The 24,315-nt window shown below is 64.3% G+C and carries 26 protein-coding genes and 1 tRNA gene; 10 read left to right on the top strand and 17 right to left on the bottom strand.

The window, feature by feature from the left end; translation table 11 throughout:
- Positions 1-6 precede the first annotated feature (6 nt).
- The 5 genes from LZ016_RS05985 to LZ016_RS05965 all read right to left on the bottom strand — a co-directional run bounded on the left by LZ016_RS05985 (position 7) and on the right by LZ016_RS05965 (position 4,494).
- Entirely contained in the window at positions 7-1,488 is a 1,482-nt protein-coding gene (locus tag LZ016_RS05985; RefSeq protein ID WP_241446473.1) for a UbiA family prenyltransferase, read from the bottom strand.
- 70 nt (positions 1,489-1,558) lie between these two features.
- The gene (locus tag LZ016_RS05980; protein WP_241446472.1) at positions 1,559-3,115 is read right to left on the bottom strand and encodes a hypothetical protein; all 1,557 of its coding nucleotides are present in this window, start codon (positions 3,113-3,115) and stop codon (positions 1,559-1,561) included.
- Between the two features lie 105 nt (positions 3,116-3,220).
- On the bottom strand, positions 3,221-3,454 hold the full coding sequence (locus tag LZ016_RS05975; protein ID WP_241446471.1) for a hypothetical protein: 234 nt from the start codon (positions 3,452-3,454) through the stop codon (positions 3,221-3,223).
- Between the two features lie 89 nt (positions 3,455-3,543).
- A tRNA-Arg gene (locus LZ016_RS05970) sits at positions 3,544-3,620 on the bottom strand.
- A gap of 28 nt (positions 3,621-3,648) precedes the next feature.
- Positions 3,649-4,494: an alpha/beta hydrolase gene (locus tag LZ016_RS05965; protein WP_241446470.1), complete on the bottom strand. Its 846-nt coding sequence runs from the start codon at positions 4,492-4,494 to the stop codon at positions 3,649-3,651.
- 226 nt (positions 4,495-4,720) lie between these two features.
- On the opposite strand from LZ016_RS05965, the gene phaR reads away from it, so the two are divergent.
- The 3 genes from phaR (at position 4,721) to LZ016_RS05950 (ending at position 6,719) form a co-directional block, all read left to right on the top strand.
- A complete protein-coding gene (gene phaR / locus LZ016_RS05960; RefSeq protein WP_241446469.1) occupies positions 4,721-5,263 on the top strand; it encodes a polyhydroxyalkanoate synthesis repressor PhaR in 543 nt (180 codons plus the stop codon).
- Between the two features lie 5 nt (positions 5,264-5,268).
- Positions 5,269-5,730: a hypothetical protein gene (locus LZ016_RS05955; RefSeq protein WP_241446467.1), complete on the top strand. Its 462-nt coding sequence runs from the start codon at positions 5,269-5,271 to the stop codon at positions 5,728-5,730.
- Positions 5,731-6,083: 353 nt separating this feature from the next.
- Positions 6,084-6,719, top strand: coding sequence for a hypothetical protein (locus tag LZ016_RS05950; protein WP_241446465.1), 636 nt, complete (start codon positions 6,084-6,086; stop codon positions 6,717-6,719).
- On the opposite strand, the gene LZ016_RS05945 is transcribed toward LZ016_RS05950, so the two are convergent.
- Positions 6,716-8,497, bottom strand: coding sequence for an ABC transporter transmembrane domain-containing protein (locus tag LZ016_RS05945; protein ID WP_241446463.1), 1,782 nt, complete (start codon positions 8,495-8,497; stop codon positions 6,716-6,718). The two genes, LZ016_RS05950 and LZ016_RS05945, sit on opposite strands and share 4 nt — an antisense overlap.
- Before the next feature lie 134 nt (positions 8,498-8,631).
- On the opposite strand from LZ016_RS05945, the gene LZ016_RS05940 reads away from it, so the two are divergent.
- The gene (locus LZ016_RS05940; RefSeq protein WP_241446461.1) at positions 8,632-9,864 is read left to right on the top strand and encodes a polyhydroxyalkanoate depolymerase; all 1,233 of its coding nucleotides are present in this window, start codon (positions 8,632-8,634) and stop codon (positions 9,862-9,864) included.
- A 6-nt stretch (positions 9,865-9,870) separates the two neighbouring features.
- Here LZ016_RS05940 and LZ016_RS05935 read toward each other — a convergent pair whose 3' ends face one another.
- From LZ016_RS05935 to LZ016_RS05915, 5 genes are all read right to left on the bottom strand, one after another.
- Positions 9,871-11,658: a tetratricopeptide repeat protein gene (locus LZ016_RS05935; protein WP_241446460.1), complete on the bottom strand. Its 1,788-nt coding sequence runs from the start codon at positions 11,656-11,658 to the stop codon at positions 9,871-9,873.
- Between the two features lie 296 nt (positions 11,659-11,954).
- Positions 11,955-13,352, bottom strand: coding sequence for an MFS transporter (locus LZ016_RS05930; RefSeq protein ID WP_241446459.1), 1,398 nt, complete (start codon positions 13,350-13,352; stop codon positions 11,955-11,957).
- Complete coding sequence (locus tag LZ016_RS05925; RefSeq protein WP_241446458.1) at positions 13,349-13,606, bottom strand: hypothetical protein; 258 nt, start codon at positions 13,604-13,606, stop codon at positions 13,349-13,351. Before LZ016_RS05925 ends, LZ016_RS05930 begins: the two co-directional genes overlap by 4 nt.
- Before the next feature lie 21 nt (positions 13,607-13,627).
- The gene (locus LZ016_RS05920) at positions 13,628-14,227 is read right to left on the bottom strand and encodes a DUF4126 domain-containing protein (protein WP_241446457.1); all 600 of its coding nucleotides are present in this window, start codon (positions 14,225-14,227) and stop codon (positions 13,628-13,630) included.
- Complete coding sequence (locus tag LZ016_RS05915; RefSeq protein ID WP_241446456.1) at positions 14,193-14,732, bottom strand: hypothetical protein; 540 nt, start codon at positions 14,730-14,732, stop codon at positions 14,193-14,195. The genes LZ016_RS05920 and LZ016_RS05915 overlap by 35 nt, the downstream gene beginning before the upstream one ends.
- Positions 14,733-14,947: 215 nt before the next feature.
- Here LZ016_RS05915 and LZ016_RS05910 point away from each other — a divergent pair, with 215 nt between their 5' ends.
- Positions 14,948-15,133 (top strand): hypothetical protein, encoded by a 186-nt coding sequence (locus LZ016_RS05910; protein WP_241446455.1) that lies wholly within the window; start codon positions 14,948-14,950, stop codon positions 15,131-15,133.
- Positions 15,134-15,269: 136 nt separating this feature from the next.
- Here the strand turns inward: LZ016_RS05910 and LZ016_RS05905 are convergent, their stop codons facing one another.
- From LZ016_RS05905 to LZ016_RS05890, 4 genes are all read right to left on the bottom strand, one after another.
- Complete coding sequence (locus LZ016_RS05905) at positions 15,270-16,451, bottom strand: acetyl-CoA C-acyltransferase (protein WP_241446452.1); 1,182 nt, start codon at positions 16,449-16,451, stop codon at positions 15,270-15,272.
- Between the two features lie 10 nt (positions 16,452-16,461).
- Positions 16,462-16,917 carry a MaoC family dehydratase gene (locus tag LZ016_RS05900; protein ID WP_241446449.1) on the bottom strand — a complete coding sequence of 152 codons (456 nt, stop codon included), beginning with the start codon at positions 16,915-16,917 and terminating at the stop codon, positions 16,462-16,464.
- Between the two features lie 69 nt (positions 16,918-16,986).
- A complete protein-coding gene (locus LZ016_RS05895; RefSeq protein WP_241446447.1) occupies positions 16,987-18,117 on the bottom strand; it encodes a mechanosensitive ion channel family protein in 1,131 nt (376 codons plus the stop codon).
- 33 nt (positions 18,118-18,150) lie between these two features.
- Positions 18,151-19,281 carry a DNA topoisomerase IB gene (locus tag LZ016_RS05890; RefSeq protein ID WP_241446446.1) on the bottom strand — a complete coding sequence of 377 codons (1,131 nt, stop codon included), beginning with the start codon at positions 19,279-19,281 and terminating at the stop codon, positions 18,151-18,153.
- Between the two features lie 61 nt (positions 19,282-19,342).
- Between LZ016_RS05890 and LZ016_RS05885 the strand changes: the two genes are divergently transcribed.
- Both LZ016_RS05885 and LZ016_RS05880 read left to right on the top strand, forming a co-directional pair.
- Positions 19,343-19,924: a type 1 glutamine amidotransferase domain-containing protein gene (locus tag LZ016_RS05885; protein ID WP_241446444.1), complete on the top strand. Its 582-nt coding sequence runs from the start codon at positions 19,343-19,345 to the stop codon at positions 19,922-19,924.
- A 35-nt stretch (positions 19,925-19,959) separates the two neighbouring features.
- Positions 19,960-20,517, top strand: coding sequence for a hypothetical protein (locus LZ016_RS05880; protein WP_241446442.1), 558 nt, complete (start codon positions 19,960-19,962; stop codon positions 20,515-20,517).
- Position 20,518: 1 nt separating this feature from the next.
- Here LZ016_RS05880 and LZ016_RS05875 read toward each other — a convergent pair whose 3' ends face one another.
- On the bottom strand, positions 20,519-20,704 hold the full coding sequence (locus LZ016_RS05875) for a hypothetical protein (protein WP_241446440.1): 186 nt from the start codon (positions 20,702-20,704) through the stop codon (positions 20,519-20,521).
- A 416-nt stretch (positions 20,705-21,120) separates the two neighbouring features.
- Between LZ016_RS05875 and LZ016_RS05865 the strand changes: the two genes are divergently transcribed.
- The gene (locus tag LZ016_RS05865; RefSeq protein WP_241446437.1) at positions 21,121-21,765 is read left to right on the top strand and encodes a S24 family peptidase; all 645 of its coding nucleotides are present in this window, start codon (positions 21,121-21,123) and stop codon (positions 21,763-21,765) included.
- Here the strand turns inward: LZ016_RS05865 and LZ016_RS05860 are convergent.
- Complete coding sequence (locus LZ016_RS05860) at positions 21,762-21,932, bottom strand: hypothetical protein (protein WP_241446436.1); 171 nt, start codon at positions 21,930-21,932, stop codon at positions 21,762-21,764. The two genes, LZ016_RS05865 and LZ016_RS05860, sit on opposite strands and share 4 nt — an antisense overlap.
- 115 nt (positions 21,933-22,047) lie before the next feature.
- On the opposite strand from LZ016_RS05860, the gene LZ016_RS05855 reads away from it, so the two are divergent.
- Together LZ016_RS05855 and LZ016_RS05850 are read left to right on the top strand one after the other, a co-directional pair.
- Positions 22,048-22,257, top strand: a complete 210-nt coding sequence (locus LZ016_RS05855) for a hypothetical protein (protein ID WP_241446435.1) — start codon at positions 22,048-22,050, stop codon at positions 22,255-22,257.
- A 59-nt stretch (positions 22,258-22,316) separates the two neighbouring features.
- A complete protein-coding gene (locus tag LZ016_RS05850) occupies positions 22,317-24,314 on the top strand; it encodes an autotransporter assembly complex protein TamA (RefSeq protein ID WP_241446434.1) in 1,998 nt (665 codons plus the stop codon).
- Position 24,315: the final 1 nt, after the last annotated feature.

The raw sequence follows: 24,315 nt of genomic DNA, 5'->3' as shown, positions 1-24,315 counted from the left end.
GTTCCGTCAGGGGATCAGCGCGGCGCCGGCAAAACTGGCGACGACTCCGGCACCCAGCAGGATGCTGACCTTGTCGCACACCGCGAACTGGATGGGATCGTCGTGCAGCAGCCCGCGCCCGCACAGCAGCCACACGCGGCCAAGCCAAAGGCCGATCAGGACCGGGGCGACCCAGAGCAACTGGGGAAAGCGGTAGAGACTGTCGGAGAAGGCGTCGTTGATCAGGTAGAGCACCAAGACGTGGATCGCCGCGATGGCGGAGGACAGGCCGAAACCGGCGATGAGCGGGACATCGGCGGCAACGTAGCCGCGACCATGGCTCGGTGCTTCGCCATGACCCGACGCCGATTTGCGGCCCATCTCCGTCGATCGTTTGGCGAGAGCAAGCGAGAGGAAGAGGAACATCGAAAAGACGAGCAGCCAGGCCGAAATGCGCACCTGGGCTGCCGCCGCTCCAAGCACGAGCCGCAATGTGAAGAGCGATGCGAGAACCGTGACGTCGAGGACCGGAACTCGCTTGAGGTTGAGCGAATAGCCGAGCGTGACGGCGCAATAGACGACCAGCAGTCCGGCAGCCGGCAGGCCGGCGCCCCCGATCGCAAGCAGGAGCCCAGCGCTCAGCAGCACTATAGATGCGATGACCGCCTGCGGAATTCCGATTTCGCCGGCGGCGATTGGCCGGCTGCGCTTGCTCCAGTGCTGCCGGTCGGCCTCGAGATCGAGGAGGTCGTTGATGATGTACGTCGCCGAAGCCGTCAGCCCCATGGCGACGAATGCCGCGATGCAGGCGGACCAGCGGTCGAGATCCAGAAACTGCCCGGCGAGCAGGAGTGGGAGGAAGAGGAGTCCGTTCTTCGCCCACTGATGGACGCGCGTGGCGCGCAGCCAGGTGGAAACGTTCGGCTTGGGCTTGCTGAAGTCGGCTTCCAGCGCTGTATTCTTGCTGAGCTCGGCGAGAATGTGCGGATCGCGGCCTGCGAAGACCCCGGATTGGGCGGCGCGCCACACCTGCACGTCTGCGGCCGAATCTCCGGCATAGGCGAAGCCTTCCGGGAAACGCTGCGTCAGCACCTGCGCCTTCCGCGTTCCCTTGAGGTTCTGCCGCTCGCAGGACGACAGGACTTCGCTGATGAAGGGAAATCGTGTGCAGACCTTCGCCGCGAGCTCGTGGTTCGCGGCGGTCGCTGCGATGACCGTGCGCCCGCCTTCTGCGGCGCCGCGTGCATATCCGACCAGTGCTTCGTTCACCGGCAGGAGCTGAATGGCGAGATCGCTCCGCATCGCGACCTGATGCTTGAGGTAGGCAACGCCGCGGCAAAGCCACCAGGCGAGCAGGAAAATCCCGAACGGCCGGCGCTTCAGGAACTGCAGAGTGGCCTCGTAAAGCAGGTCGGTTCGCAGCAGCGTACCGTCGAGATCGAGGACGAGCGGATAGCTCTTGATCGCATCCGCATCCGGCGCGGCAGTATGCGCGAGCGCCGTCTTCATGCCGCCATTTCCCGGATCCACCCCATGCGCCAGCCGTCGCACGATCTTGGTAAACGAGACGCTAAGATCGTCAGCCGCGCTGCGGCTGCGGCCGGCGGACCTTCAGGATCGAGAAAAACGACCCGCGATGGACCTCGGTCAGCAGTTCGGGTCGAAAGTTGGCGAAATGGCCGAAATGATAGAAGATCACATAGTCGAAATGCTCGGGCCAGCGGAGCTTGAAGCGGCCGTTGCCCTTCAGCATCTCGTTCTGAAGGTCTGCGGTGGGGTGCTCGAGCTTCCGCGCCTGCGCGGGCGTTACCGGGAATGATCCCGGCGAATCGATCGGCCCGAACTTCGGCGTGGACGAGAGGGGCTGCATCCCGATGCCGCTGAATTCCAGCGGGTTGAACACGCGGCGGTCCACGGTCGCATAGCTCGTCAGGTGATTATATCCGAAGGGGAAGACGCGCATGCGCGGACCATCCTCCGCTGCCACCGAAAAGACTGAGACTTCGGGCGGCAAAACTCCGAACGCGCCGCGCAGCTCCTCCACCTGGCGGCTGAATGGCAGCCAGAACAGCACGGCCATGACTGCCCCGTATCCGACTAGAGCAGCCGACGCGCCGAACAGAGTCCCCGAAATCTCTCGCTCCTTGTCGATCGGCCGAAGCGACATGAAGAACAGATAGGCCAGGGGAATAGCCGTCCGGGAATCGATGTCGATCGCGTCCTGGATGCCGTTGGGAACGAGCAGAACGTAGAGTGCCAAAACGGCCAACGGCACTCGCAACGCGGGGTGGATCTCCACGCGACGATTCCGGATCAGCAGATAGATCGGCACAAGAAACAGCAGACCGAACACGCTGGGGTTCGGGTGCGGCGCCATGAACAGCGCTGGAAGCACCCGGATCTTTCCGATGTAGTGAATGGCAAGAGGCTTCCCTTCGCTAGGCACGAGCGGGACCATCAACAGCGGCAGCGCGAACATTGCAGCGGTCTTGAGCGCCGCCGTTGCCAAACCCCGGACCGTTCGCGGCTGGTCGCGCAGCATAAGGCCGAAGAAGAAGACGCCGACGAAAGCCAGCGCGAAGATGTGGCAGAAGAAGAGGACTATTCCGCCGACGTTTCCGATCAGCAGCAATTGGGTGAACTTCTTCTCGCGGCCAAGCGCCAGCGCAATCATCGCGCAGCCGATGGCGGCGCCCGCAAGGAAGTTTATGTAACCCATCGTCGTGACGAGGTTGAACGCCACGGCTGGCAGCAGCAGAAGGAACGCATTCGGGGTACCGAACAGCTTCCGCTGGATCGTCCAGCCAGAAAGATAGATCAGCGCCAATGACGCCGCGGTCACAGCCTTGAGCACCGCGGAAGGGCCCAGCACTCCGCATAGGGGCGCATTCGCCAGGTCGACCGCAAGGTTGGGAATGATCCCCAGCCGATAGACGTACATGTCGGCGACCGCGGGATCCTGAATGTTGCAGGCGAGCGAAAGACGGGCTGCATGGTTCGCGAAATCGACGATCGGGGGATTGGCGATCAGCACGAACGGCAGGAGGCTGATCAGGCACAACAGGACGTAGAACGGGACCAGAATCGTCGCTCGCGAGGCCGCTTGCCCTTCACTGGCACGCCAGAAAGCAGCCAAGCCTCCGCTAATGACTTCTACGCTGGATGACATTCGCCTCGCCCCTGTGCACGAGTGAAGCGGTAACCAGTCTTGGTAAAGATCGCCTTAAATCTTGTCGGACTGTTAGGAGAACCGGTCGCCCGTGATGGGCAGGGCGTCGGCCTTCAGCACGGTCCGATGATGACGGACGGAGCAGCGCAACGAATTCGGCCACTCATGGCACCAGGTGTCGACCGAATAATCGAGCACCGCCAGGGCAATGAAGAAGGCGAAGGGTGCCATGAACAGCTTGTTGGCGTCTAGGCTCGCCAAGCCGCGCTTCAGATCATCCAGGCACCACGCAAAAGTCCGCCGCATCGGTCCACCCACTCATGCTTCGAGGGCTCAAGGTACCAGTGTGCAACGGCGGCTGTAAACTTACGGTTGCTGGATCAGCTATATGGGGGTGGCGCACCCGACAGGATTCGAACCTGTGGCCTTTGCCTTCGGAGGGCAACGCTCTATCCAGCTGAGCTACGGGTGCTTGGCCGCCGACTTAGCGACGGCAACCGTCAGCGGCAAGCGGGGTCGAGGAAACGGGCGAGCGACCGGTGCAGCTGGCCTCGCGCCGAGCCGACGACCATTCCGACGTGACCGGCGGGGATGTTCTCGCGGCTTCCGCAGCCTGCGCTTTCCGCAGGCGTGATGCGGTCTTCGGACGCGGTGAGGTTGAGAAGGGGAACGCTCAAGCCGTCGCTGATCGTCTTCCCCGCCACAATCCACCCGCCGCGGCCGGGCAGGTCCTTGCCGAAGAAATCCTCGATCAATTCTCGGGCTCCGGAAAGCGGCAGGGGTTCGCCGTCATTGGCCCAGTCTTCCAGGATGACGAAGCGCCGCGCATCATCGCTGTCCGGATCGAGCAGTGAGAAGCGTGCGAACTTTGAGACGGTTCGCTTCGGATCGAGGGACCAGAACGCCGCCTGCAGGACCTCCATCGGAAGAAGGTTCAACGCCAGGGCGGCCTGACGTGCGGCCTGCCAAAGATCGCCGACGGAATTGCGGGACTGCTTCGAATAGCCCGCGAAGCTCCAGGGCGAGGCAATGGTGCAAACACGCTGAACCTCGACGAGATTGGCTGCGGCGATCGCCATGGTCCCGCCAAGGCAATAGCCGACGGGTGCGACATCCTCACCGAGGCTTCGAAGCAGCGGAACCAGCAGTTCGCTCACGTGCCCGCCCACGTCGAGATCGGCACGCGCGCGAGCCGGGCCCCAGTCGAGGAGGAGGGCACGCCGTCCCATCCGCGAAACCGCGGAGGCGAGCGATACCTCCTCGTCCAGGTCAAGCACGCGCGGCGGATTGATGAGGGAAGGGACGAGGACCGCGGGAGGCCCGTCGCCGCCATGATCTCGCAGCACGGCTGAACCTATACGGGCGGCAATCGGCATCGCGGGGCCTGACACCGGGCGGCGGGCGCGCTCATACGCTGCCAGTCCGTTCAGCGCCGCCCGGGCGGTTTCCGGATCCTGCTCCCCGACGCGACGTACCATTTCGAGAAAAAGCGGAAGCGGCCTTGGTGCGCGTTCATGTTGCGGTGCACACTCGTCCGGTAGTAGGTGGTCTTGGGATTTCGCGGAGCGCTTCATGGCCAGGTCTTCGGACAAGGTGACAATCAAGAAATATGCTAACCGTCGTCTCTACGACACGGAAAGCTCCGCATACATCACGCTCGACCGTCTCGCGGAAATGGTTCGCGAGGGACGCGAGTTCGAAGTGGTCGATGCGAAGACGGGCGACGACATTACCCGTCAGGTTCTCACACAGATCATCGTCGAAGAGGAAGCGCGCGGTTCAACCATGCTTCCGGTCAACTTCCTGAAGCAGCTGATCGGCCTCTACGGCAACTCGATGCAGGGCATGGTCCCGCAATATCTCGAAGCCGCGATGGACGCCTTCCAGCGCAACCAGAGTGCCATGCGGGATGCGTTCGGCGGCAAGGTCTTCGCCGATATCGCCAAGCGGAACATGGAGATGTTCGAAGGCGCGAGCCGCGCATTTTCCGCCGGAACGCCAAAGCCGAAGGCCGCAGCTGCGAAGCCGACTCCGTCCGCGGACGAGGACGAGCTGGATCAGCTGAAGGCGGAGCTTGCGGCGCTTCGCGATAAAGTCGACCGCCTCACGAAGTGATTGGAATGAAATTGAAGAGGTTCGCGCTCGCCGCGTTCGCGTGCGCCGCTGCAATCGCTCCTGCACAAGCCCAGACGGATTTCAGCTATTCCGCCGTATCGTCGGGATCGTGGAGCTATCGCGCAGTTACCGGTGGCTCCGAGGCGGTGTTCGCCGACGGCTCCGGCGCGACGCGCATGTCGATCGCTTGCGGCAAGACAACGCGGCTCGTCACATTGTCGCGAATCAGTGCGGCGCCCGCTGCGAATATTTCAATCTGGACGAGCTCCAGTTCGCGTACTTTGACGTCGCGTTTCGAGCAGCCGTCGAGCCGCGTGATCGCGCAGGTTGGAGCGACCGATTCGCTGTTGGATGCAATCGTTTTCAGCCGCGGACGCTTCGCAATCTCCATGCCGGGAGTGCCTGCGCTCGTGCTGCCCACGTCGCCGGAAGTCGATCATGTTGTCGAGGATTGCCGCACTGCCTGACAGGCACGCGAAGTTCCGAGAATTACAGATTTGCAGCGCAATACAAGTCTTGTGATTTGGTCGTGCTCGAATCATTCTTCCTTCAGCTTCAACGCAGCGAAAGGAGGTGATCCGATGTCTCATGGTTCAGCAGAGAGGTCGGAAAGGGGTGTTCGTCGGCCGTAGGAGCTGAACGGACGGCCATCACTTCCGGCCGCTGACCATGTTCGAGGGGATCGCTGCTTTGGCAGCGGTCCCCTTTAACGTATGTACGCAACCCGAAAATTGGGATCGAGCGAGTCTGTTCGTTGCCGAAACGGAACCGTTACGGCTTTGAAGTGTCTTTGCGGACAAGCACCGAAGGGAGGTTTGCGATGGCGAAATCCACCACCAAAACTGGGGGTTCGAAAGGCGAGATCAATTTCGACAAGATTGCGAAGGCGGCAATGAGCCGCGAGATGCTCGCAGCGGGACTGGCCGCTGCAGCAGCCGCGATCAGCGCCAGCCCGGCAGCGCGGCGCAAGATTCGCGATGCGGGACTCGATGCAGCGGATTCCGCTCAGGCGGCCGCAAGCACCGTCGTGTCGAACGCGTCCAAGCTTGGATCGCTGATTGCCGAGGCGGTCGCCGATGCGGCGCAGCGCGTCTTGTCCGGCAAGTGGACCGACGACAGCGGCACTGCGCAGGCAGCATCTTCCGCAGGCAGCACGAAGCGCTCGACGGGCGCGCGGCGCACGACTGCGAAGCGCTCGACCTCTGGCGCGAAGAAGGCGAGCACGAGCCGCGCCAAGTCGGCGGGTACGACCAGCTCGCGTGCATCGACCGGCACGCGCAAGGCGGCAACCGGCAGCACCACACGCAAGGCAGCAAGCGGAACGACGACTCGCAAGGCGAGCACGCGTTCGCGCTCGACCTCGGCGCGGGGCGGATCGCGTCGGGGCACGTCGACGCGCGGTCGTGGAAAATCCGGCGGCAGCACTCCGCCGGCGGGTGGCGGCGGCGAAAGCTAAGCCGCGCGGTCTTCGAACTGAAGACGGGCCAAGCGTGAGTAGAGGCCGCCGTGACGCGTAAGCGTCGCGTGCGTGCCTTCCTCGACGATCCGGCCCTTGTCCATCACTACGATGCGGTCCGCCGCGCGCACGGTCGCGAGGCGGTGCGCGATGACGATCGTTGTGCGGTCGGCCATGAGGCGATCCAGCGCGTCCTGAACCAGGCGCTCGCTCTCCGCGTCCAGCGCTGACGTCGCCTCGTCGAGGAGCAGCAGCGGAGCGTTGCGCAGGAGCGCGCGGGCGATAGCGATGCGCTGCCGCTGTCCGCCAGAAAGCCGAGCGCCGCTTTCACCAAGATATGTGTCCAGGCCTTCCGGAAGCGCACGCAGGAACTCCTCCGCATGCGCATCCTTCGCGGCCTGCCAGATCTCGTCCTCCGTCGCGTTCCAGTTGCCGTAGCGCAGATTATCCCGCGCCGACGCGGCGAAGATGATCGTCTCCTGCGGAACCAGTGCGATGCGCTGACGGATGTCGGCAGGATCGGCGTCCCTGAGGTCGACACCGTCGAGCAGGACCCGGCCCTGCTGCGGATCGTAGAACCGCTCGGCCATCTGGAAGATGGTCGTCTTGCCCGCACCCGACGGGCCTACAAGCGCGAGCCGCTCCCGAGACTTGACGGTCAGGCTGAAGCCCTCGAGCGCGGAGACGTCCTGACGCGTCGGGTAATGGAAGGTCACGTCCTCGAAGGTGAGCTCGCCGCGCGCTGGGACTGGCAGCTGCACCGGTTGTGCGGGCGGCTTGATGTCCGGCTCGGCCTCGAGCAACTCGGTCAGCCGCTCCGACGCTCCAGCTGCCCGCAGGAAATCGCCGTAGACCTCCGACAGCGCTCCGAACGCACCCGCGAGCAGCCCGCCGTAAAGCACGAACGCCGCAATCGTGCCGCCTGTCATATTGCCGGCTGACACGTCGATGGCGCCCTGCCAGATGATCATCGTGATCGCGCCGAAGAGCAGGAAGATCGCCATCGCGGTCATCAGCGCACGAATGAGGATCCGGCGCTTGGCGGTGGAAAAGACCTTCTCGACCGCCTCGCTGAAGCGCCCGGTCTCGCGCCCTTCCTGGCCGAACGCCTGGACGATCTTCATCGCGCCAAGCACTTCGCTCGTGACTGCGCCGACGTCGGCAATGCGGTCCTGACTTTTGGTGGAGATCGCCCGCACGCGGCGCCCGAGAAGCGTGATGGGACCTATGATGAAGGGAATGCCGAGAAGCATCATGCCCGCCAGCTTCGGTGACAGAACGAACAGGATGATGATGCAGACGATTGCCAGGACGATGTTGCGCAACGCCACAGAGACGGTCGTCCCCACGACCTGCTCGATGATCGTCGTGTCGACGGTAATGCGAGAGGTGATCTCGGCCGGGCGGTTCTCCTCGAAGAAGCCGGGCGACAGGCGGAGCAGGTTGCGGTGGACCGCCAGGCGAATGTCCGCAACGGTCCGCTCGCCGAGCCAGCTGACGAAATAGAAGCGGAAGGCCGTGGCCACGGCCATGACGCCGACGAGCAGCAACAGATATTCGAACCACCTGGCGATGTCGCGCGTGGTGCCGGCGCCGGTCGCGAAACCTTTGTCGATGATCAGCTTGAACGCGTAAGGAACGCCCGAAGTCGCGGCAGCCGCCACCAGCAGCGCGAGCGCGGCCCCGGCAATGTGGCCGCGGTATTTGGTGGTGAAGCCCCATACCATGCGCAGGTTCTTCACGGATCGGCCCGGGGGGCGAGTAGGGGCTATGGCCATGCCTCCGACTAGCAGCGTGGCAGCCTCGTCTCAATTCCGCACTGCGGAAGTTGCACTGCAGCAACCAGCGCTTGCGGAGGGAGCAAATGGGGTCCACATCGGTTGGTGTCCGGTGGTGGAAGGGTCCCATTTGAATGCTCTATGACGCCTATGAAGTTCAGCGCTCGTTCCTTGCGGGCGCGAGCAAATTGGCGGGCATGGGTGCGGGTTGGCTGCATAATCCAGCAAATCCATTCGCTTATGCTACGGGGAGCCCGCTGGTGGCGGCCGCTCTCGACGTTTTCGCCCATGCTGCAGCGCCGCGAGGCAAGCCGGATTTCGGGCTCCATCAGACGGTCGTTCGAGGCAAAAAGGTTGCGGTTCACGAGGAAATCGTTCGCCGGGAGCCGTTCGGTCAGCTGAAGCGCTTCGTGCGCAAGGGTGGTGGCGAGAGCGATCCGCCCCTCCTGATCGTGGCGCCGATGTCGGGGCACTATGCGACGCTCCTGCGCGGCACGGTCGAGCGGATGCTGCCGAAGCACGATGTTTACATCACCGATTGGCGCGACGCGAAGATGGTGCCGCTCAGTGACGGCACCTTCGATCTCGACGACTACATCGACTATCTGATCGAGTTCCTGGAAACGATCGGCGAAGAGACCGGCAAGCGCGCTCACATGCTTGCGGTCTGCCAGCCGGCTGTCCCAGCATACGCCGCGACGGCGCTCATGAACGCCTCCAACAACAAGTGGCGTCCCAAGAGCCTGACCATGATGGGCGGACCCATCGACACGCGCAAAGCGCCGACGGCGGTGAACACGTTGGCGACGGAGCGGCCGCTGGGCTGGTTCTCGCGCAACGCGATCGCGACGGTGCCGCTCTACTATCCGGGCGGAGGACGGAAGGTTTATCCAGGGTTCCTGCAGCTTGCAGGTTTCATGGCGATGAATCTCGGCGATCACCTCATCAGCCACTGGGAGATGTTCAAGCATCTCGTGGAGGGCGATGAGGAGAGCGCGACGTCGACGCAGAAGTTCTACGACGAGTATCGCTCCGTCTGCGACATGGCCTCGGAATTCTACCTCCAGACGGTGGAGGAGGTGTTCCAGAAGCATTCGCTGCCCAAGGGCAAGCTGATGCACCGGGGTAAGAAGGTCGATCCGGGCGCGATCAAGGACACCGCGCTTCTCGCCATCGAAGGCGAGCGCGACGACATTTCCGGCATTGGCCAGACCAAGGCGGCGCTCGACATCGCGACCGCGCTTCAGGGCAAGAAGAAGCAATACTTCCTCGCTCCGGACGTCGGTCACTACGGCATCTTCAATGGCCGCAAGTGGCGCGAGAAGATCGCCCCGGTCGTCGAGGACTGGATCGCCGCGAACAACTGAGGCGGGCTAGAGCCTGTCCATCCTCAGCCAGGCGGGGTTGCCCGCCCAGGCCTTTTTGAGTGCTTCGTTCGCCGCTGCAGCCTGAAGCTGGCGTCCTGACGCCTTCTCGGTCGCGGCCAGGCCGTAAAGCGCCCAGCCGTTGTTCGGATATTGTGCCAGCGCAGTCGTGAACGCTTCGCGCGCCTCGTCGTACTTGCCGGCCTTGTACAGCGCGGCGCCAAGCGATTGACCGACCGGGAAGTACCACCAGGGCGGTTCCATGTAGGAGATCTTGCCCTCGGTGGTCATCGCCTCGCGGTAGAGGTCGATCGCCTCCGCATTCTTGCCGTTGGCATAGGCCCAGCGCGCCTTGGCGACGGTTTCCGCCAGCTGGAGGAGGTCCGGCACCGGTACGCCTTGGTCGACCATCAGCTTGAAGTCGCCGGACTGCTTCATCTTGCCGAATGCAGCGACCTCGCGGTCGAAGCCGGCGCGGTTGTGCAGGTTCGCATAGGCGATTGCCCGCGCGTAATGGCGCATCGCCATGGGGTAGGGGAGCCGTTTGTCCGGAGCCACCATCGCCAGGATCTGCGCCGGCGTCGCGAACTGCGCCGCCGCGAAATAGGGCGCGGCGTTCACGGCCTGAATCCACCCAATCTGGGAGCTGACCGTCGGATCGAGCAGCTTCGACAGCTTTGTCGCCTCGCGGATCGCCAGCGGCATGTCGCCCGCCATCTGCGCCGAGGTCACGATGAAGTGCACGTTGTGCGGATAATATCCGTAGCGGACGAACGCCTTGTCACCGCTCTGCTTGATCCACGCCTCGTCGGCCTTCGCCGCGTCGACGTTCACGCGGATCGAATCCTTCCAGCGGCCAACCCGGTAATAAATGTGCGCCGGCATATGCACGAGGTGACCGGCGGTCGGCGAAAGCGGCGTCGCGAGTTTGTCGGCTGCCGCTTCCGCAACCTTCGGGTCGGGCCCGTTCTCCATCAGGTGGATCCACAGGTGTGAGGCCTGCGGGTGGTCCGGATTGCGGGCATAGACCGTGCGCACGAGGTCGACGGCCTCTCCCAATCTCGGCTGCGGCTTCTTGTCCGCGGTCCAGTAATCCCACGGCCGCGTATCCATTGCCGATTCCGCCGCAAGCAGCAGGATGTCGTCGTTGTTCGGATAGGCCTTCGCGACCCCGAGCATGGCATCGGCGAACGCGGCGTCGAGCGCGGCACGATCGGCGCTCGCGTCCGGCGAATAGCGCTTCAGCATAGCCGCGGTCAGCGCCTGCTCTTCCGGACTGCCCTTGCGGGCAAGCCAGTTGGCGTAGCGGGCTAGGCCGACGGTGCGGGCATTCGCCGCCGGGTCCATCGGCACGTTGATGTTCGGGCCGTGCGCAAGCGCCTCACCCCAGAAGCAAAGCGCGCAATTCGGATCGAGCCGTTGCGCCTCGCGGAAGGATGCGATCGCCGCGGCGTGATTGAAGCCGTAGGCGAAGCTCAGCCCCTGATCGAAATAGCGCTGCGCCAGCGGGTTCGACGTCGTGATCGGGAAATGGACCTTGCCGAGCCCGTCGTAGAGCGGCGAGGTCGTCGCTTCCGGCGTGCCGGCCGCCTGGAGGATCGCAGCGCTGACCATCAGGGCCGCGCGCATCGACTTGGCACCATCGCCGCCACCGCCGCCGCACAGGCCGGACTGCATGGCGCTCGGGCTCAGCATCGCGAGCAGCTCGGCGGAATAGGTTGGCTGGGACGGCGGGCTGACGCTCATCAGAGCACCCGCAGCAAGAAGCAGGCCCACCGGGCGCGCAATCCGTTCCATCGTGACCCCCGCGTTCAGAAGTGTCGGACGGTCGACGCATATACCAGATCGAATCAGCAGTGTCCGCTGCCGAAGCTCTTCGAACAAACCTTTGAGATGGCTTGAAAAATTGCTGCCGTTTCCCATCTCCGTTTCAGTTTACAACTAGCGAAAGGAGGTGGTCTGATGTCTCATTGTCATATGCCGAATGCGGTTTTGGTGAGCGCAGCCTCCGCGGAGGTTTCCGCTTAACGTCAGGCCGCTTCAGGCAGGACAATGGAAGGGCCGTCCGGGCGACTGGGCGGCCCTTCGTTCGTCTAGGCTTTGCGCATCTTCACAGCGCCGAGCATCGTCAGCGCGACGATTCCCGCGGCCGCCGCCGCAGCTGCCGATACGAACATCGCGCCGTGGAATCCGCTAAACAGGGCCTCGCCTTCCTGTCCAAGGACCGACCCAAGCAGCGCCGTTGCGATCAATCCGCCAAGCCGGGCGACCGCGCTGTTGAAGCCGGACGCCATGGCGACATGCTGCTCCTCGACAGCGCCGAGAACGGATGAGGTCAGCGGCGCGACCGCAATGGTCATGCCTACCGCCATCACGAGGACGGTCGGAAATGCGCTGGTCCAATAAGCCGAGTTCGGCGTCATCAGGCGCGACAGGACCATTCCCAGCGCGACGATCATCGGCCCGACGGTTAGCGGTATCCGCGGTCCCATGCGCATTGCGATACCGCCCATCCTCGGCGACAGGCTAGTCATGAGGACGGGCAAGGGCAGCATGGCCAGGCCCGCCTGCACGGGGGAATAGCCGCCGCTCGTGATCAGCACGTACGGGATGAGGAGCATCGCTGCCCCGAAGGCTCCGTAAAGCAGGAAAGTCATCAGGTTGAGCCCGGAAAAGCAGCGGTCCTCGAACAGGGTCAGCGGCATCATCGCGCGCTGTTTTCTCCGCAACTCGACCAGAAGGAATGCCGCCAGCAGTACCGCGCCGGCGACCAGCGTCGCGATCGCCGCGACCGAGAACCGCGTCGACGCAGACCAGAGCGTCAGCGCATAGGTGACGCCGCCCAGGCCAGCGGTCACGAGCAATGCACCCGCATAGTCCGTTCGCCCCGCGCCTGCCTCGCTGCTCTCCGTCACGAAGCGAAGGGCCAACAGGATCGCGCCCAGGGCGAGGGGCAGGTTGATGTAGAAGATGGCGGGCCATCCTACGGAGCCGACCAGCCATCCACCGATGAGCGGGGCGATCGCGGCCGCGGCAGCCCCGCAGGCGGCCCATATGCCGACAGCTCGTCCGCGCTTCTCGCCTTCGAAGGCGGAATTCAGCAAAGCGAGGCTGTTCGGCAGCAAGAGCGCCGCGCCGATGCCCTGCCCTGCTCGAGCCGCCAGCAAAACCGGGAGGGAGGGGGCGAGGGCGCAGAGCAGGGACGTAACCGCGAAGATGCTCGTGCCGATAATCAGCAACAGCCGGCGTCCGTAATGGTCGCCCAGCGCTCCGCCGAGCAGCAGCAGCGCCGACAGCGGCAGGAGGTAGGCGTTCACCACCCACTGGACCTCGGCTGCGCCCGCGCCGAAGCTTGCGCGTATGGCGGGCAATGCGACGCTGAGCACCGAGCCCTCGACGAACGAGAGGCTCGACGCGAGGACGCAAGTTACGAGCGTCCAGTTGGGATGATCAGCCTGGGTACGCGGCTTTTCGCGTGCCCGTGCACTCACGCGGTTACGTCCGTCTCCTCAATCGCGACCTCAACCATTCGCCTCCACGTGTCCGCATCTCCCGCCGCGGCCATCTGGGCGTCGGGCTCGCGCATCGTGTGGAGCACGGCCACTGCCTGATTCAGGTGTTCGCGCCAGACCATGTCGACCTTCTCGCCGGCCGATGGATCGCTTCCTTCCGCATTGCTGCTGTGCGCGGCGCCGGCAAGGACTCGTGCGATGCGCTCGGCCAGCGGCTGTTCCGAAACGGGCATTTCAAACCTCCTGTTGGATGCTCAACCCGCTTGCCGTCGTTTGGGTTCAAGCAGCCGCTTCAACGCGCGCCGGGCTGCGATGACGAGCCAGATCGACACGGCGACGAGCAAGGCCGCGATGATCGCCGCCGCGACTGGGTAGGCGATGGCCAGCGCGAACAATCCACCTGTCGCTACGTCCTCAGCGGTGGAGACCACCACGTTCGAAAATGGCTCGGGGCTCGCGTTGACGAGGATCCGCGCTCCGGCTTTGCCTGCATGGGCGACGAATGCCGCTCCCCCGCCGAGAAGGAAGCTGGCGACCTGCCACGTCGGATCGGCGGAATCGACGATCGCTGCGCTCAGCAGCGCGCCTCCCAAGGGGCGGATGACCGAGTGAATAGCGTCCCACGCGCTGTCGACCCACGCGACCTTGTCGGCGAAGAACTCCGCGAACGCGCCGACGCCCGCAATGCCGACGATCCAGTTGTTGGCGAGGATATCGAGCGCGCGGAGCTGGTCGGGCAAGGCGATCCAGCCGAACTTCATCGCAATGCCGGTGGCGAAGACGACCAGATAAAGTCTCCAGCCGGCCAACAGGCTGACGCTAGCCGCCAGTGCGACGAGATCGACTGCGCTCATGTGCCTCCACGATCCGGGTCGGGCGGCAGGTTGCCATCCGGGCCAAGGCGGCGTCAATCAGCGGGCGAGCCTGAACCAGGCTCAGCTCCGCCATCTGATGAAGGCTGTGCGTCCGGCCGATGTCCGCTGCGACCAGATAGCCGATGTAGTAGCCCATCCGTGCGGGGAAGTTGCCGAGGTGCGAGTCCGCCAGGAAAAGGTCGGCGAAGTGTTCGTTGGTCGTGGACTCCAGCCTTCGGGCAACGGCGCAAATCGCAGCGGCACGATTGGCCTCCACGGCTGGCCGGATCGGCTCAGGCGCCGACAGGCTGAGCGCGTCATCGTCCGCGTTGGGATCGAGCCTGCTGGCGACGTAGGTCGCCAGGCCTTCTTCCCAGAGTGCGCACCAGATCGCGACGCACTTGGTCACCTTCGGCTCATGATAGAGGTGGAAGAGCTCGTGATGGAAGAAGGCCGTCATGTCCTTGCCGGAATGTATCTCGGCAATGACGTCGGCTCCGAACAACAGAGTCTGCTTGCCGTTGAGCTCGCGTGTCCCGCCATCAAGCTCCCCCAGGCTGTCGACGAGGAAGACGGGCTGGTCGGAAGCGACTGGACCAAACTTTGCTTCGAAGCTGCGCCGGGCGTCGTTGAACAGCTGAGGAACCTGCGGCTCACCGCGAGCACCGCCTCGCGTCGCTCGGGATAGGTGCGAAGGTTGGCGAGGACGCGCAGGTCGTAATGACCAGGCCGGCGATCGCGAGCGTAGAAGCCGTCCGCCATGGGTCCGACCTGCGCTTCGAACGCCGCGAGGCGCTGTGCATCAGGCATCTCCGCCGTGCTCATTGCGAACTGATCGAACTGCCCCGTCACGTCGACGAGCCGCAGCGCACCGCCGGCCAGTGCCGGGCCCGACGCAACCAATAATGAAACGGCTAACGCGGCACTGAACATTCTCACCGAGCAAACAACCGTACTATAGAGATAATACGGATCTCAACTCAGGGCATGTTCCTAAGTGCCAGCCACTAGCCAATCTGTGCTTCGATCGTGCCCGGAAGAGCTAAAGGACCTCGAACAGCCCCGCCGCGCCCATGCCGCCGCCGACGCACATGGTGACGACGACATATTTGGCTCCGCGGCGCCTGCCCTCGAGCAGCGCGTGGCCGGTCAGGCGCGCGCCGGACATGCCGTACGGGTGGCCGATCGAAATCGCGCCGCCGTTCACGTTGAGCTTTTCGTCGGGGATGCCGAGCTTGTCCTGGCAGTAAAGCACCTGGACCGCGAACGCCTCGTTGAGCTCCCACAGGTCGATGTCATCGGTCTTGAGGCCGAAGCGATTGAGCAGCCTGGGCACTGCGAAAACCGGGCCGATGCCCATTTCGTCCGGTTCGGTGCCGGCGACGGCCATGCCGATGTAGCGGCCCAGCGGCTCAAGCCCTCGCTTTTCGGCGAGGCTGGAATCCATCACGACGACGACGGACGCGCCGTCCGAGAGCTGGCTGGCGTTGCCAGCGGTAATGATTTTTTCCGGTCCACGCACCGGCTCGAGCTTGGCAAGGCCTTCGAGCGTCGTCTCGGGACGATTGCCCTCGTCCTTGTCCAAAGTGACTTCGTGGGTAGAGACCTCGCCCGTCTCCTTGTTCTTGACCTGCATGCGCGCCGTCACAGGGATGATCTCATCCGCGAAGCGGCCCTCGGCCTGCGCCGCGGCGGTGCGCTGTTGCGAGCGGAGGGCATATTCGTCGCAGCGCTCGCGGCTGATCGAATAGCGCGCGCCTACCACCTCCGCGGTGTCGATCATCGGCATGTAGACGGCGTTGTGCATGGAAAGCAGCTCCATGTCCGGCCCGAGCCGCATCTCAGGCGTCTGGACCAGACTGATGCTTTCCACGCCCCCGGCCACGACGACGTCCATGCGATCGACGATGACCTGCTTCGCTGCCGTCGCGATCGCCATGAGGCCTGATGCGCACTGGCGGTCGAGCGACATGCCGGCAACCGTCACTGGAAGGCCGGCGCGAAGCGCGGCGGTACGGCCGATCGTCGTCTGGACGCCCTGCTGAAGCGCTGCACCCATGATCACGTCGTCCACCTCGCCGGGATCGAGCTTCGCGCGCTCGATGGCGGCGCGCATCGGATGAGCTGCCAAAGTGGGCGAGGGCGTGGCGTTGAACGCTCCGCGATAGGCTCTGCCGATCGGGGTTCGCGCGGTCGAAACGATCACGGCATCGCGGACGGACATTCTTCTCTCCTCAAACGAAAATCAGGCCGAGCCACTCGGCCGTCAGAGCGGGCTTTTCCTCGCCTTCGATCTCGACGGTCACGGTGTGGCGAAACAGCAATTGTCCGGGCGCTTTCTCCTCGACGGAGTCAAGCCGGAAGCGGCCACGGATGCGCTTGCCGCTACGGACTGGCGAGATGAAACGGACGCGGTCCAGGCCGTAATTGAGGGCCAACTTCGCGCTGTCCGGAATAAGCATCGCCTCGGCCGCCATTCGCGACAGCATTGAAAGCGACAGGAAGCCGTGGGCGATGGTCCCGCCGAACGGGGTTTGCGCGGCGCCTGCAGGGTCGACGTGGATGAACTGCCGGTCCTCGGTCGCGTCGGCGAACTGGTCGATGCGCGGCTGGTCGATCAGCAACCAGTCGGACACGCCGATCTCCTGGGCGACACGACCGCGGATTTCTTCGATGGCAGCCACTGGCATGGGCACGGCTGTAGAGGGGCGACGGGTCTTCGAGCAAGCGGGCCCCCTGTGGGCGGCCGGAAGAAGGGACTACGCTTGCGGCTTCGCTTCGCTCTGATCCGTTCGCATATAGGGCATCACGAAAGTGCCGTCGGGCGCCGCGGTGAAGCTGGTCTGCGTTGGGTAGGCGAAGGCGATGCCTTCTCGTTCGAAGGCGCGCTTCACGCCGACGACGATTTCGGACTTATGCCTGGCGATCGTATCGAGGTCGCGCGTGCGGTCGTCGTAGACGAGCTCGCAGTCGACCGAGCTCGCCCCGAAGCCGGTGGCGCAGCAGCGCACCAGCTTGCAGTTCTTCACGCTCTCGACCGCTTCGGTCACGATCTCGGGCAGGCGCGCGATCGTATCGGGGGAGGTTTGATAGACCAGCCCGAACGTCAGCCAAGAGCGCCGCATCCGCGCGTCGGTGACGTTGTGCAACTCCTGCTCCAGCAGCTTGGTGTTGGCCATGATGACTTGCTCGCCACCGTTTCCGCGCAGCCGTGTGGTCTTCAGGCCGATCCGCTCGACCGTGCCGGTGGTCGTTCCGTAGCGGACGACGTCGCCCTTGCGGAATGGCTTGTCGAACAGGATCGACAGGGCGGCAAAGAGGTCCGCGAAAATCCCTTGCGCGGCCAGGCCGATGGCGATGCCGCCGATGCCCAGGCCGGCGACCAGCGCGGTGACGTTGACGCCCAGGTTGTCGAGGATGACGACGATCGCGAGAGCAAAGAGCGTGATGCTGACGAGCACGCGGATGATCGCGGTGGCATTCCCCAGCGCGGACTCCGTCGTCCCGTCACCGACGCGGCGGGCGATGAGCGCCAGGATCAGCTCGCGCAGCCAGATCGCGCCCTGAAGGGCGAAGGCGATGATGAAGCCGATGTCGACGAGGTGCTGGAAACGGGCCGGCGGCTGCGCATAGGTCGCAACGATGTCGAGCGCGGCCATGACCATGAAGAAGATGGTCGTCTTGGCCAGCACGCGACCGAGAACCGAGCGCCATCCGAGATGCTGGCCCGCCGTTTCGCCGGCGACCATCCGGTGCCCAATCCACCGGGCGACAAGCATCAGCGCGACGATCGCGGCGGCGACGAGCGCTCCAACCAGCACGCCTTCGCGGTTCGCGATGAGCCAGGAGAGCACGCTCTGCGTGGGGCGGATGGGGTTCAAGCCGTTCATCGGCAAGGCTTGTGACGGTGCCGGGACGGCGGATCAAGCGCTGGCGGGCGCGCTCTCTGCCGCTTGCCGGACCTTGGCCGGTCCGGCGGTCTCCGCTGCACGAATTGCGGCCGCGGCAGTTTTCTCGACGGCTTCGGCCTTTTTGGCCCGGCGCTTCTTGCCGCCAAGAAAGTCGAGCAGGCCGACCTCCTCGGACGAAAGCCATTTGCGTCCGCGCGGTCTTTCCATACCGTTGAGCGGATCGCGAGGACGCTCGCGCGCGACCTCGATCAACTTTGGATGCACGTAGGACTTGCGGCTGATCGCAGGCGTGTTGCCCAAGGCTTCCGCGACCGGCTCCAAGACGGTCTTGAGGCTAATCTTCGCTTTCTCCCCCTCCGCCGCGCTCAGCATTTGGTCGAAGGCGATGACGCTTGCGCCCCAGGTCCGGAAGTTCTTCGCGGTGAAGTCGCCGCCGGTCGCTTCCCGGATATACTCGTTCACATCGGCCGACGTGACCGCGCATGGCTCGCCGCCTTCGTTCATGTATTGGAAGAGGTGCTGCCCGGGCAGGTCCTGGCACTTGGCGACGATGCGCTTCAGGTTGCGGTCGCTGATCGGGACTTCATGGACGATCCCGTGCTTTCCCGTGAAACGCATCAGCAGCTTGTTGCCCTTGCGCCGAACGTGCCGCGTTCTCAGAGTTGTCGCGCCGAAGCTCTTGTTCTCGCGGGCATATTGCTCGTTCCCGATCCGCAGATATTCCGTGTCGAGAAGGCGAACGACGGCCGCCAGAACGGCGTCGCGGCTGACCGCGGGCTTCTTCAGGTCCGCGGCGACTTTCCGGCGCAGCTTCGGAAGCGTCGCGCCGAACTCCAGCGTCCCGACATATTTCTTCTTGTCGCGCCTGGCCCGGAAGTCCTGGTGATAGCGGTATTGCTTGCGGCCGCGTGCATCCACGCCTGTCGCCTGCAGATGGCCATTCTCGTCCTTGCAGAACCATGCGTCCGTATAGGCGGGGGGAAGGGCGAGCGAGTTCAGGCGGTCGATCGTATCGCGCTCGGTGACGCGCTTCCCGTCCTCGTCGAAATACTGCCAGTAATTGCCCTGCCGTCGGCGCGCGTAGCCGGGCTCGCTGTCGCTGCTATGGCGCAGCCTGACGCTGCCGGGCTTCTCGTCGCTCATCGGCAGCACTAAGCGCACGGCGGAGCGGGCAGGTTCCTCTCAGCCCAGGAGCGACGTCGCAATGACCGATATTTCCAGTGCCAAAATCCTGATCGTAGCCAGCGACGGCTTCGAGGAGTCGGAGCTGTTCGGCCCGCGCGAGATCCTGCTCGGACGCGGCGCGAAGGTGACGCTCGCCTCGCCTGATATGAAGCCGATCCAGGCAACCGTTCACGACGATCCCGGCAAGACGATCCGGCCGGATCTCACGATCGATCAGGCTCGGGCCGAGGATTTCGACGCGCTGATCCTGCCCGGTGGGGTCCGGAACCCCGATCACCTTCGCATGAACGCGGCGGCCATCGACCTCATCCGCTCGTTCGCTGATGCTGGAAAGCCCATCGCGGCGATCTGCCATGGGCCGTGGCTGCTCGTCGAAGCGGACCTCGTGCGCGGCCGCACCGCCACAAGCTGGCCGTCGATCCGGACGGACCTCAAGAACGCCGGTGCGAACGTTGTCGATCGGCCGGCAGTTACTGACGGCAATATCGTCACCAGCCGGAATCCGGACGATGTTCCCGCCTTCACAGAAGCTTTGATCCAGCTCGTCGAGCAGGCACCCGCTGAAAGCGACGCGCGGCAGACAAGCGAGGCGCCTGCCTAACCGGCTGGAAAGGAATTTCGCCTATTGCCGTTTTCATGAGTGGGGACGGCGAAGACATATTCTCTTCGCTGGCGTTCGAGTTCGCGCCGGCGGCCATATTCGGGAGCGCGGTCGCCTTCGCAGCGTCGAGGGCGCTCGCACTGCCGCCTTTCGGTATGGAGTCCATGGCAGTCGGCGCGGCCCTGTTCGGCGTTGCGCTGCTGGTGCTGCGCCGCCTCGGCGCATCGTCGCGTCGCTATGCCTTGCCCGAGTTCGAGATCGCGGAATTCGAACCCGAAGAAGCGGATAATATCGACGAGCTGGTGCTGGCACTGTCTGGGCCGCAGGATCGAGCGGCAGCTGAGGAGGAGGAACTCCTCCTAGATGAAGTCGCGCCTACCTCGATCTCGGAAGAATTGGTCCTGGATGACGTCCTTAAGGCGCTCGACCCGGAATCCCGCGTCGTGCAGCTCTTCGACCCCGCCAAATCACCGACTGCCGGAGAACTGCACGCCCGTATCGAACGCCATCTGAAATCGGGACCGCGGGTCGTTCCCGATGCCACGCATGAGCTGCGCGAAGCCTTGTCGGCGCTCCGGCAGTCCTTGCGCTAGCTCACTCCTCGATCGTCAAAGCCTCGATTTCGAAGCTGACGGCGCCCTCGGCCTCATGGGTCGGCGCTCCGTGCACAATCACGTCCGCGACGATCTGCCTTGGAATGGCGAATTCGGTGTCCGTCAGGTCGCCGGTCAGGCGGTCGTAAATCTCTTGCGCACCGGGTCCCGGAATCCGGAAGCGCAACTTATGCCGTTCGCCCACAAATGTTAGCGACTGCCAATCCGTTGAACGATACTCAGTAAGCAGAATCCTATCACTACCAACGAGCGCTCGGGCGAGGAGGGCGCGCAGCAAGGCGGCGCCGGCTTTGGACATGGGCAAGCGGTTCACTGAACGGTCTCCATGAAGGTGCGGACTCGCTTTACGGTCGTCGGCCGGGGCTCTCGGCCCCTCCGTAGATCGAAGACGAAGCGGGGGTCGCCAACCGCGTCGCGGCCGAAGCGGGTTGGCGCGGTTTGACTCCGATTCAGGAACTTCTCGACTTCACGCAGTAAATTCACTTGGTAATCCTCATTGGCCCGGAATGCGACTCGGCTGCCCATTCAATCCCAACGCAATTCCTACTTGTCTAGGCACTTACCTATAATTATGAGGAAACCATGTTGAACGACCCACGTGCGGTGCTGGAACGTTTATGTGCCGAGCGCGGGGAGGACTTTGCCGGCCTTTCGCGAATGCTCGGGCGCAATCCGGCCTACATCCAGCAATTCGTGAGGCGCGGTGTGCCCAGACGGCTTGGCGAGGCGGAGCGTCGGAAGCTCGCCCGTTATTTTTCGATTTCCGAATCTCTCCTGGGCGGTCCGGCGGACGAAGAGCCCGTTGCCGGACTGGTGCCGGTGAAGCGCAGCCCGGTCCGCGCTTCCGCCGGTCCCGGAGCAATTCCCTACGATGAAGCAGGAAAGCCCTATTTCGCCTTCGACGAGAGCTGGCTCAAGGGGCTGACCGCTTCACCGCCCGGACGGCTTTCGATCATTCGCGTCGAAGGGGATTCGATGGCGCCGACGCTCAACGCGGGCGACGATATCCTTGTGGACCTCGGTGATTGCGAAGGGCCTCTGCGCGACGGCATCTACGTGCTTCGCGCCGACGATGCGCTGGTCGTGAAGCGCCTGGCGCTGCATCCGGCGGGCCGCCGGGTCACGGTGCAGTCGGACAATCCCGCCTATCCGGACTGGCCCGATTGCGACATCGACGATCTCAATTGCATCGGCCGCGTCATCTGGGCGGGCCGGCGGATCGGCTAGCGCCGAACGCGGTCGACCAGCCACACGGCGAGAGCGATCGCGGCGCCCGCGGCCGTACCGATCAGGAGGCCTTTCATCGGATTGCCCGCAGCGACGCCCCAAAGGGCTCCGCCCAGGATTGCGATCATGAAGAAGCAGCCGCCCGCTCGCGCATTTTGTCTTGGCATGCGGGCCCCATGGCAGAGGCGCGTGTCCGGTTCCAGCGCCTGCCGAACATGGTGAATGCATCGTTGACCGCATTCATCGGCCTTCGGGAAAGGGCCCATAGGTTAATCGGCAGCCATGAACGCAGTGTACATCGCGGGCCGCCTCGCACTTTCCGAGGCGGCTGAACTTATGGACCGGTTCGGCGATGACGCCGGACTGGAGGCTGCCGCGCGCGCCGAGCAGAGCCGCGACAAGGGCAATCTGATCCGCTTCTGCCATTGGCGGCAGATCGAGCGCGTCATCGCGACTCTTTCCAGCGACGAAGTGCGCGGAACGGTTCACTAACGGGTTGGTCCGGACTGGCGCGGTTCAGGAGCGCCGGTTACTCTTCCCGCATGAGAGCAATGGGTTGGGCGCGAATGGCCGCGCGGCTGTCGTGCACGGCCGCCATCGCTCTTGCTTGCCATTCTCCCGCCGCGGCCCAGCAGCCCGGCTCCGCTGACCTCGATCCGACGGCTCCGCTCGACCCGATGCCCGACCTGGGCGTCGAGTGGCCCGACATGAATGCCGCGCCCGTGGAGCCTTTGGACGAGGCTGCTCCGGATACAGGGCCCGACCAGGCGACGATTGCACAGCCAGAAGGACAGTTGCAGCTGGGCGCCGACGAAGTGCGCCGCTACTCCGTCGTGCTCGAAAGCATCACTGGCGTCGACGATGAACCCGAGCTGGTGAAGTCCTTCGACGCTCAGTCGGCGCTGCGTCAGGGGAAGGGGCAGGCCGCCAACGCCGCGCAAATCGACCGGCGGTCGCGCGCGGACGCCGACTTGCTTGCCGAGCTCCTCCGATCGCGCGGCTATTACGACGCTGTGGTCGAGCCGCGTGTCGAACAGGCGCAGGGCGAACTCTCGATCTTTCTCACCGCCGAGCCGGGTAGGCAGTACACGTTCGATTCCGTTGAGCTTCCGGGGCTCGAGGCTGCCGGCGCGGATGCCGCTTCGCTGCGTAAGACCTTCGCGGTGCAGCCGGGTGACGCGGTGATCGCGCAGGACGTTATCGATGCGGGGACGGCGCTGCGGGTTGCGTTGGGAGAAGATGGCTTCGCGCTCGCTGAGATCGGTGACCAGCAGGTCGAGGTGAACCACCAGACGCATACGGCTAGCCTGGTGCTGCCGGTGACGACCGGCCCGGTGGCGCATTTCGGGAAGTTCACGGTGAGTGGCAAGCCGCCCTTCTCGGCCCGGCACGTGGCGACGATCGCGCGATTCCGCCCTGGCGACCAGTTCAAGCAGTCCAAGGTCAACGACCTCCGACGAGCGCTAATCGCGACGGGACTCGTCGCGTCGGCGGACGTGCAGATGATCCCGTCTGCCGACAAGCGCACGGTCGACGTTGCGGTCCGCCTCGAGCCCGCACCGGTCCACACTATCGCCGGCGAGCTCGGTTATGGGACTGGAGAGGGCATCCGGGCGGAGGCAAGCTGGCAGAATCGCAACTTCATCAACCCCGAAGGCGCGCTGACGGTGCGGGGGGTCGCGGGTACCAAGGAACAGCTCGTCGCCGTAGAGCTGAGGCGGAGCAACTTCCGCCGCCGCGACCAGGTGCTCGACGTGCAGGCCTTGGTCAGCAACAGCGAGTTCGACGCGTATCGCGCGAAGACCGCACGGATCGGCGGCTACATTGAACGTCAGAGCAACATCATCTGGCACAAGAAATGGACCTACAGCCTGGGCGTCGACATCATCGGCACCGACGAGCGCGGCATCTTCGACGATCCGACGACGAAGGAGACGCGCAAGTTCTTCATCGCCGCACTTCCTGCAACCCTTCGCTACGACGACAGCAACGATTTGCTCGATCCCACTACCGGTTTCCGCCTCGGCGGCAGTCTGAGCCCGGAAATCTCGTTCCACGGCGGCAGCTTCACTTATGGGCGGACTCAGATCGACGCCAGCGCCTATCATCCCATTGCCGGCCGGACCGTCATTGCCGGGCGCATACGGCTCGGCACGATACTTGGCGCGAAGTCGTCGGAGATCGCACCGTCGCGGAGATTCTACTCGGGAGGCGGTGGATCCGTTCGCGGATACGGCTACCAGCAACTGGGCCCGCGCGATGCCGACGGCGACCCCATCGGCGGCCGCGGGCTTGCAGAGTTCGCCATCGAGGCACGTGTTCGGATCGATGCCTTCGGCGGCAATTTCGGTATCGTGCCCTTCCTCGATGGAGGCACGCTGACAACCGACCTGATGCCGGACCTCAGCAAGTGGCGGCTCGGTGCCGGCATCGGCGTTCGATATTATTCGAGTTTCGGGCCTATCCGCGTCGATGTCGGTACTCCGCTGAACCCGCAGTCAGGCGATGCCCGGATCGCGGTCGTCGTTTCGCTCGGGCAGGCTTTCTAGC

The organism is Sphingomonas telluris (assembly GCF_022568775.1).
Lineage (GTDB): Bacteria > Pseudomonadota > Alphaproteobacteria > Sphingomonadales > Sphingomonadaceae > Sphingomicrobium > Sphingomicrobium telluris.
Note: the sequence above shows the minus strand (reverse complement) of the source record. Positions and strands in the feature narration are given on the sequence as shown.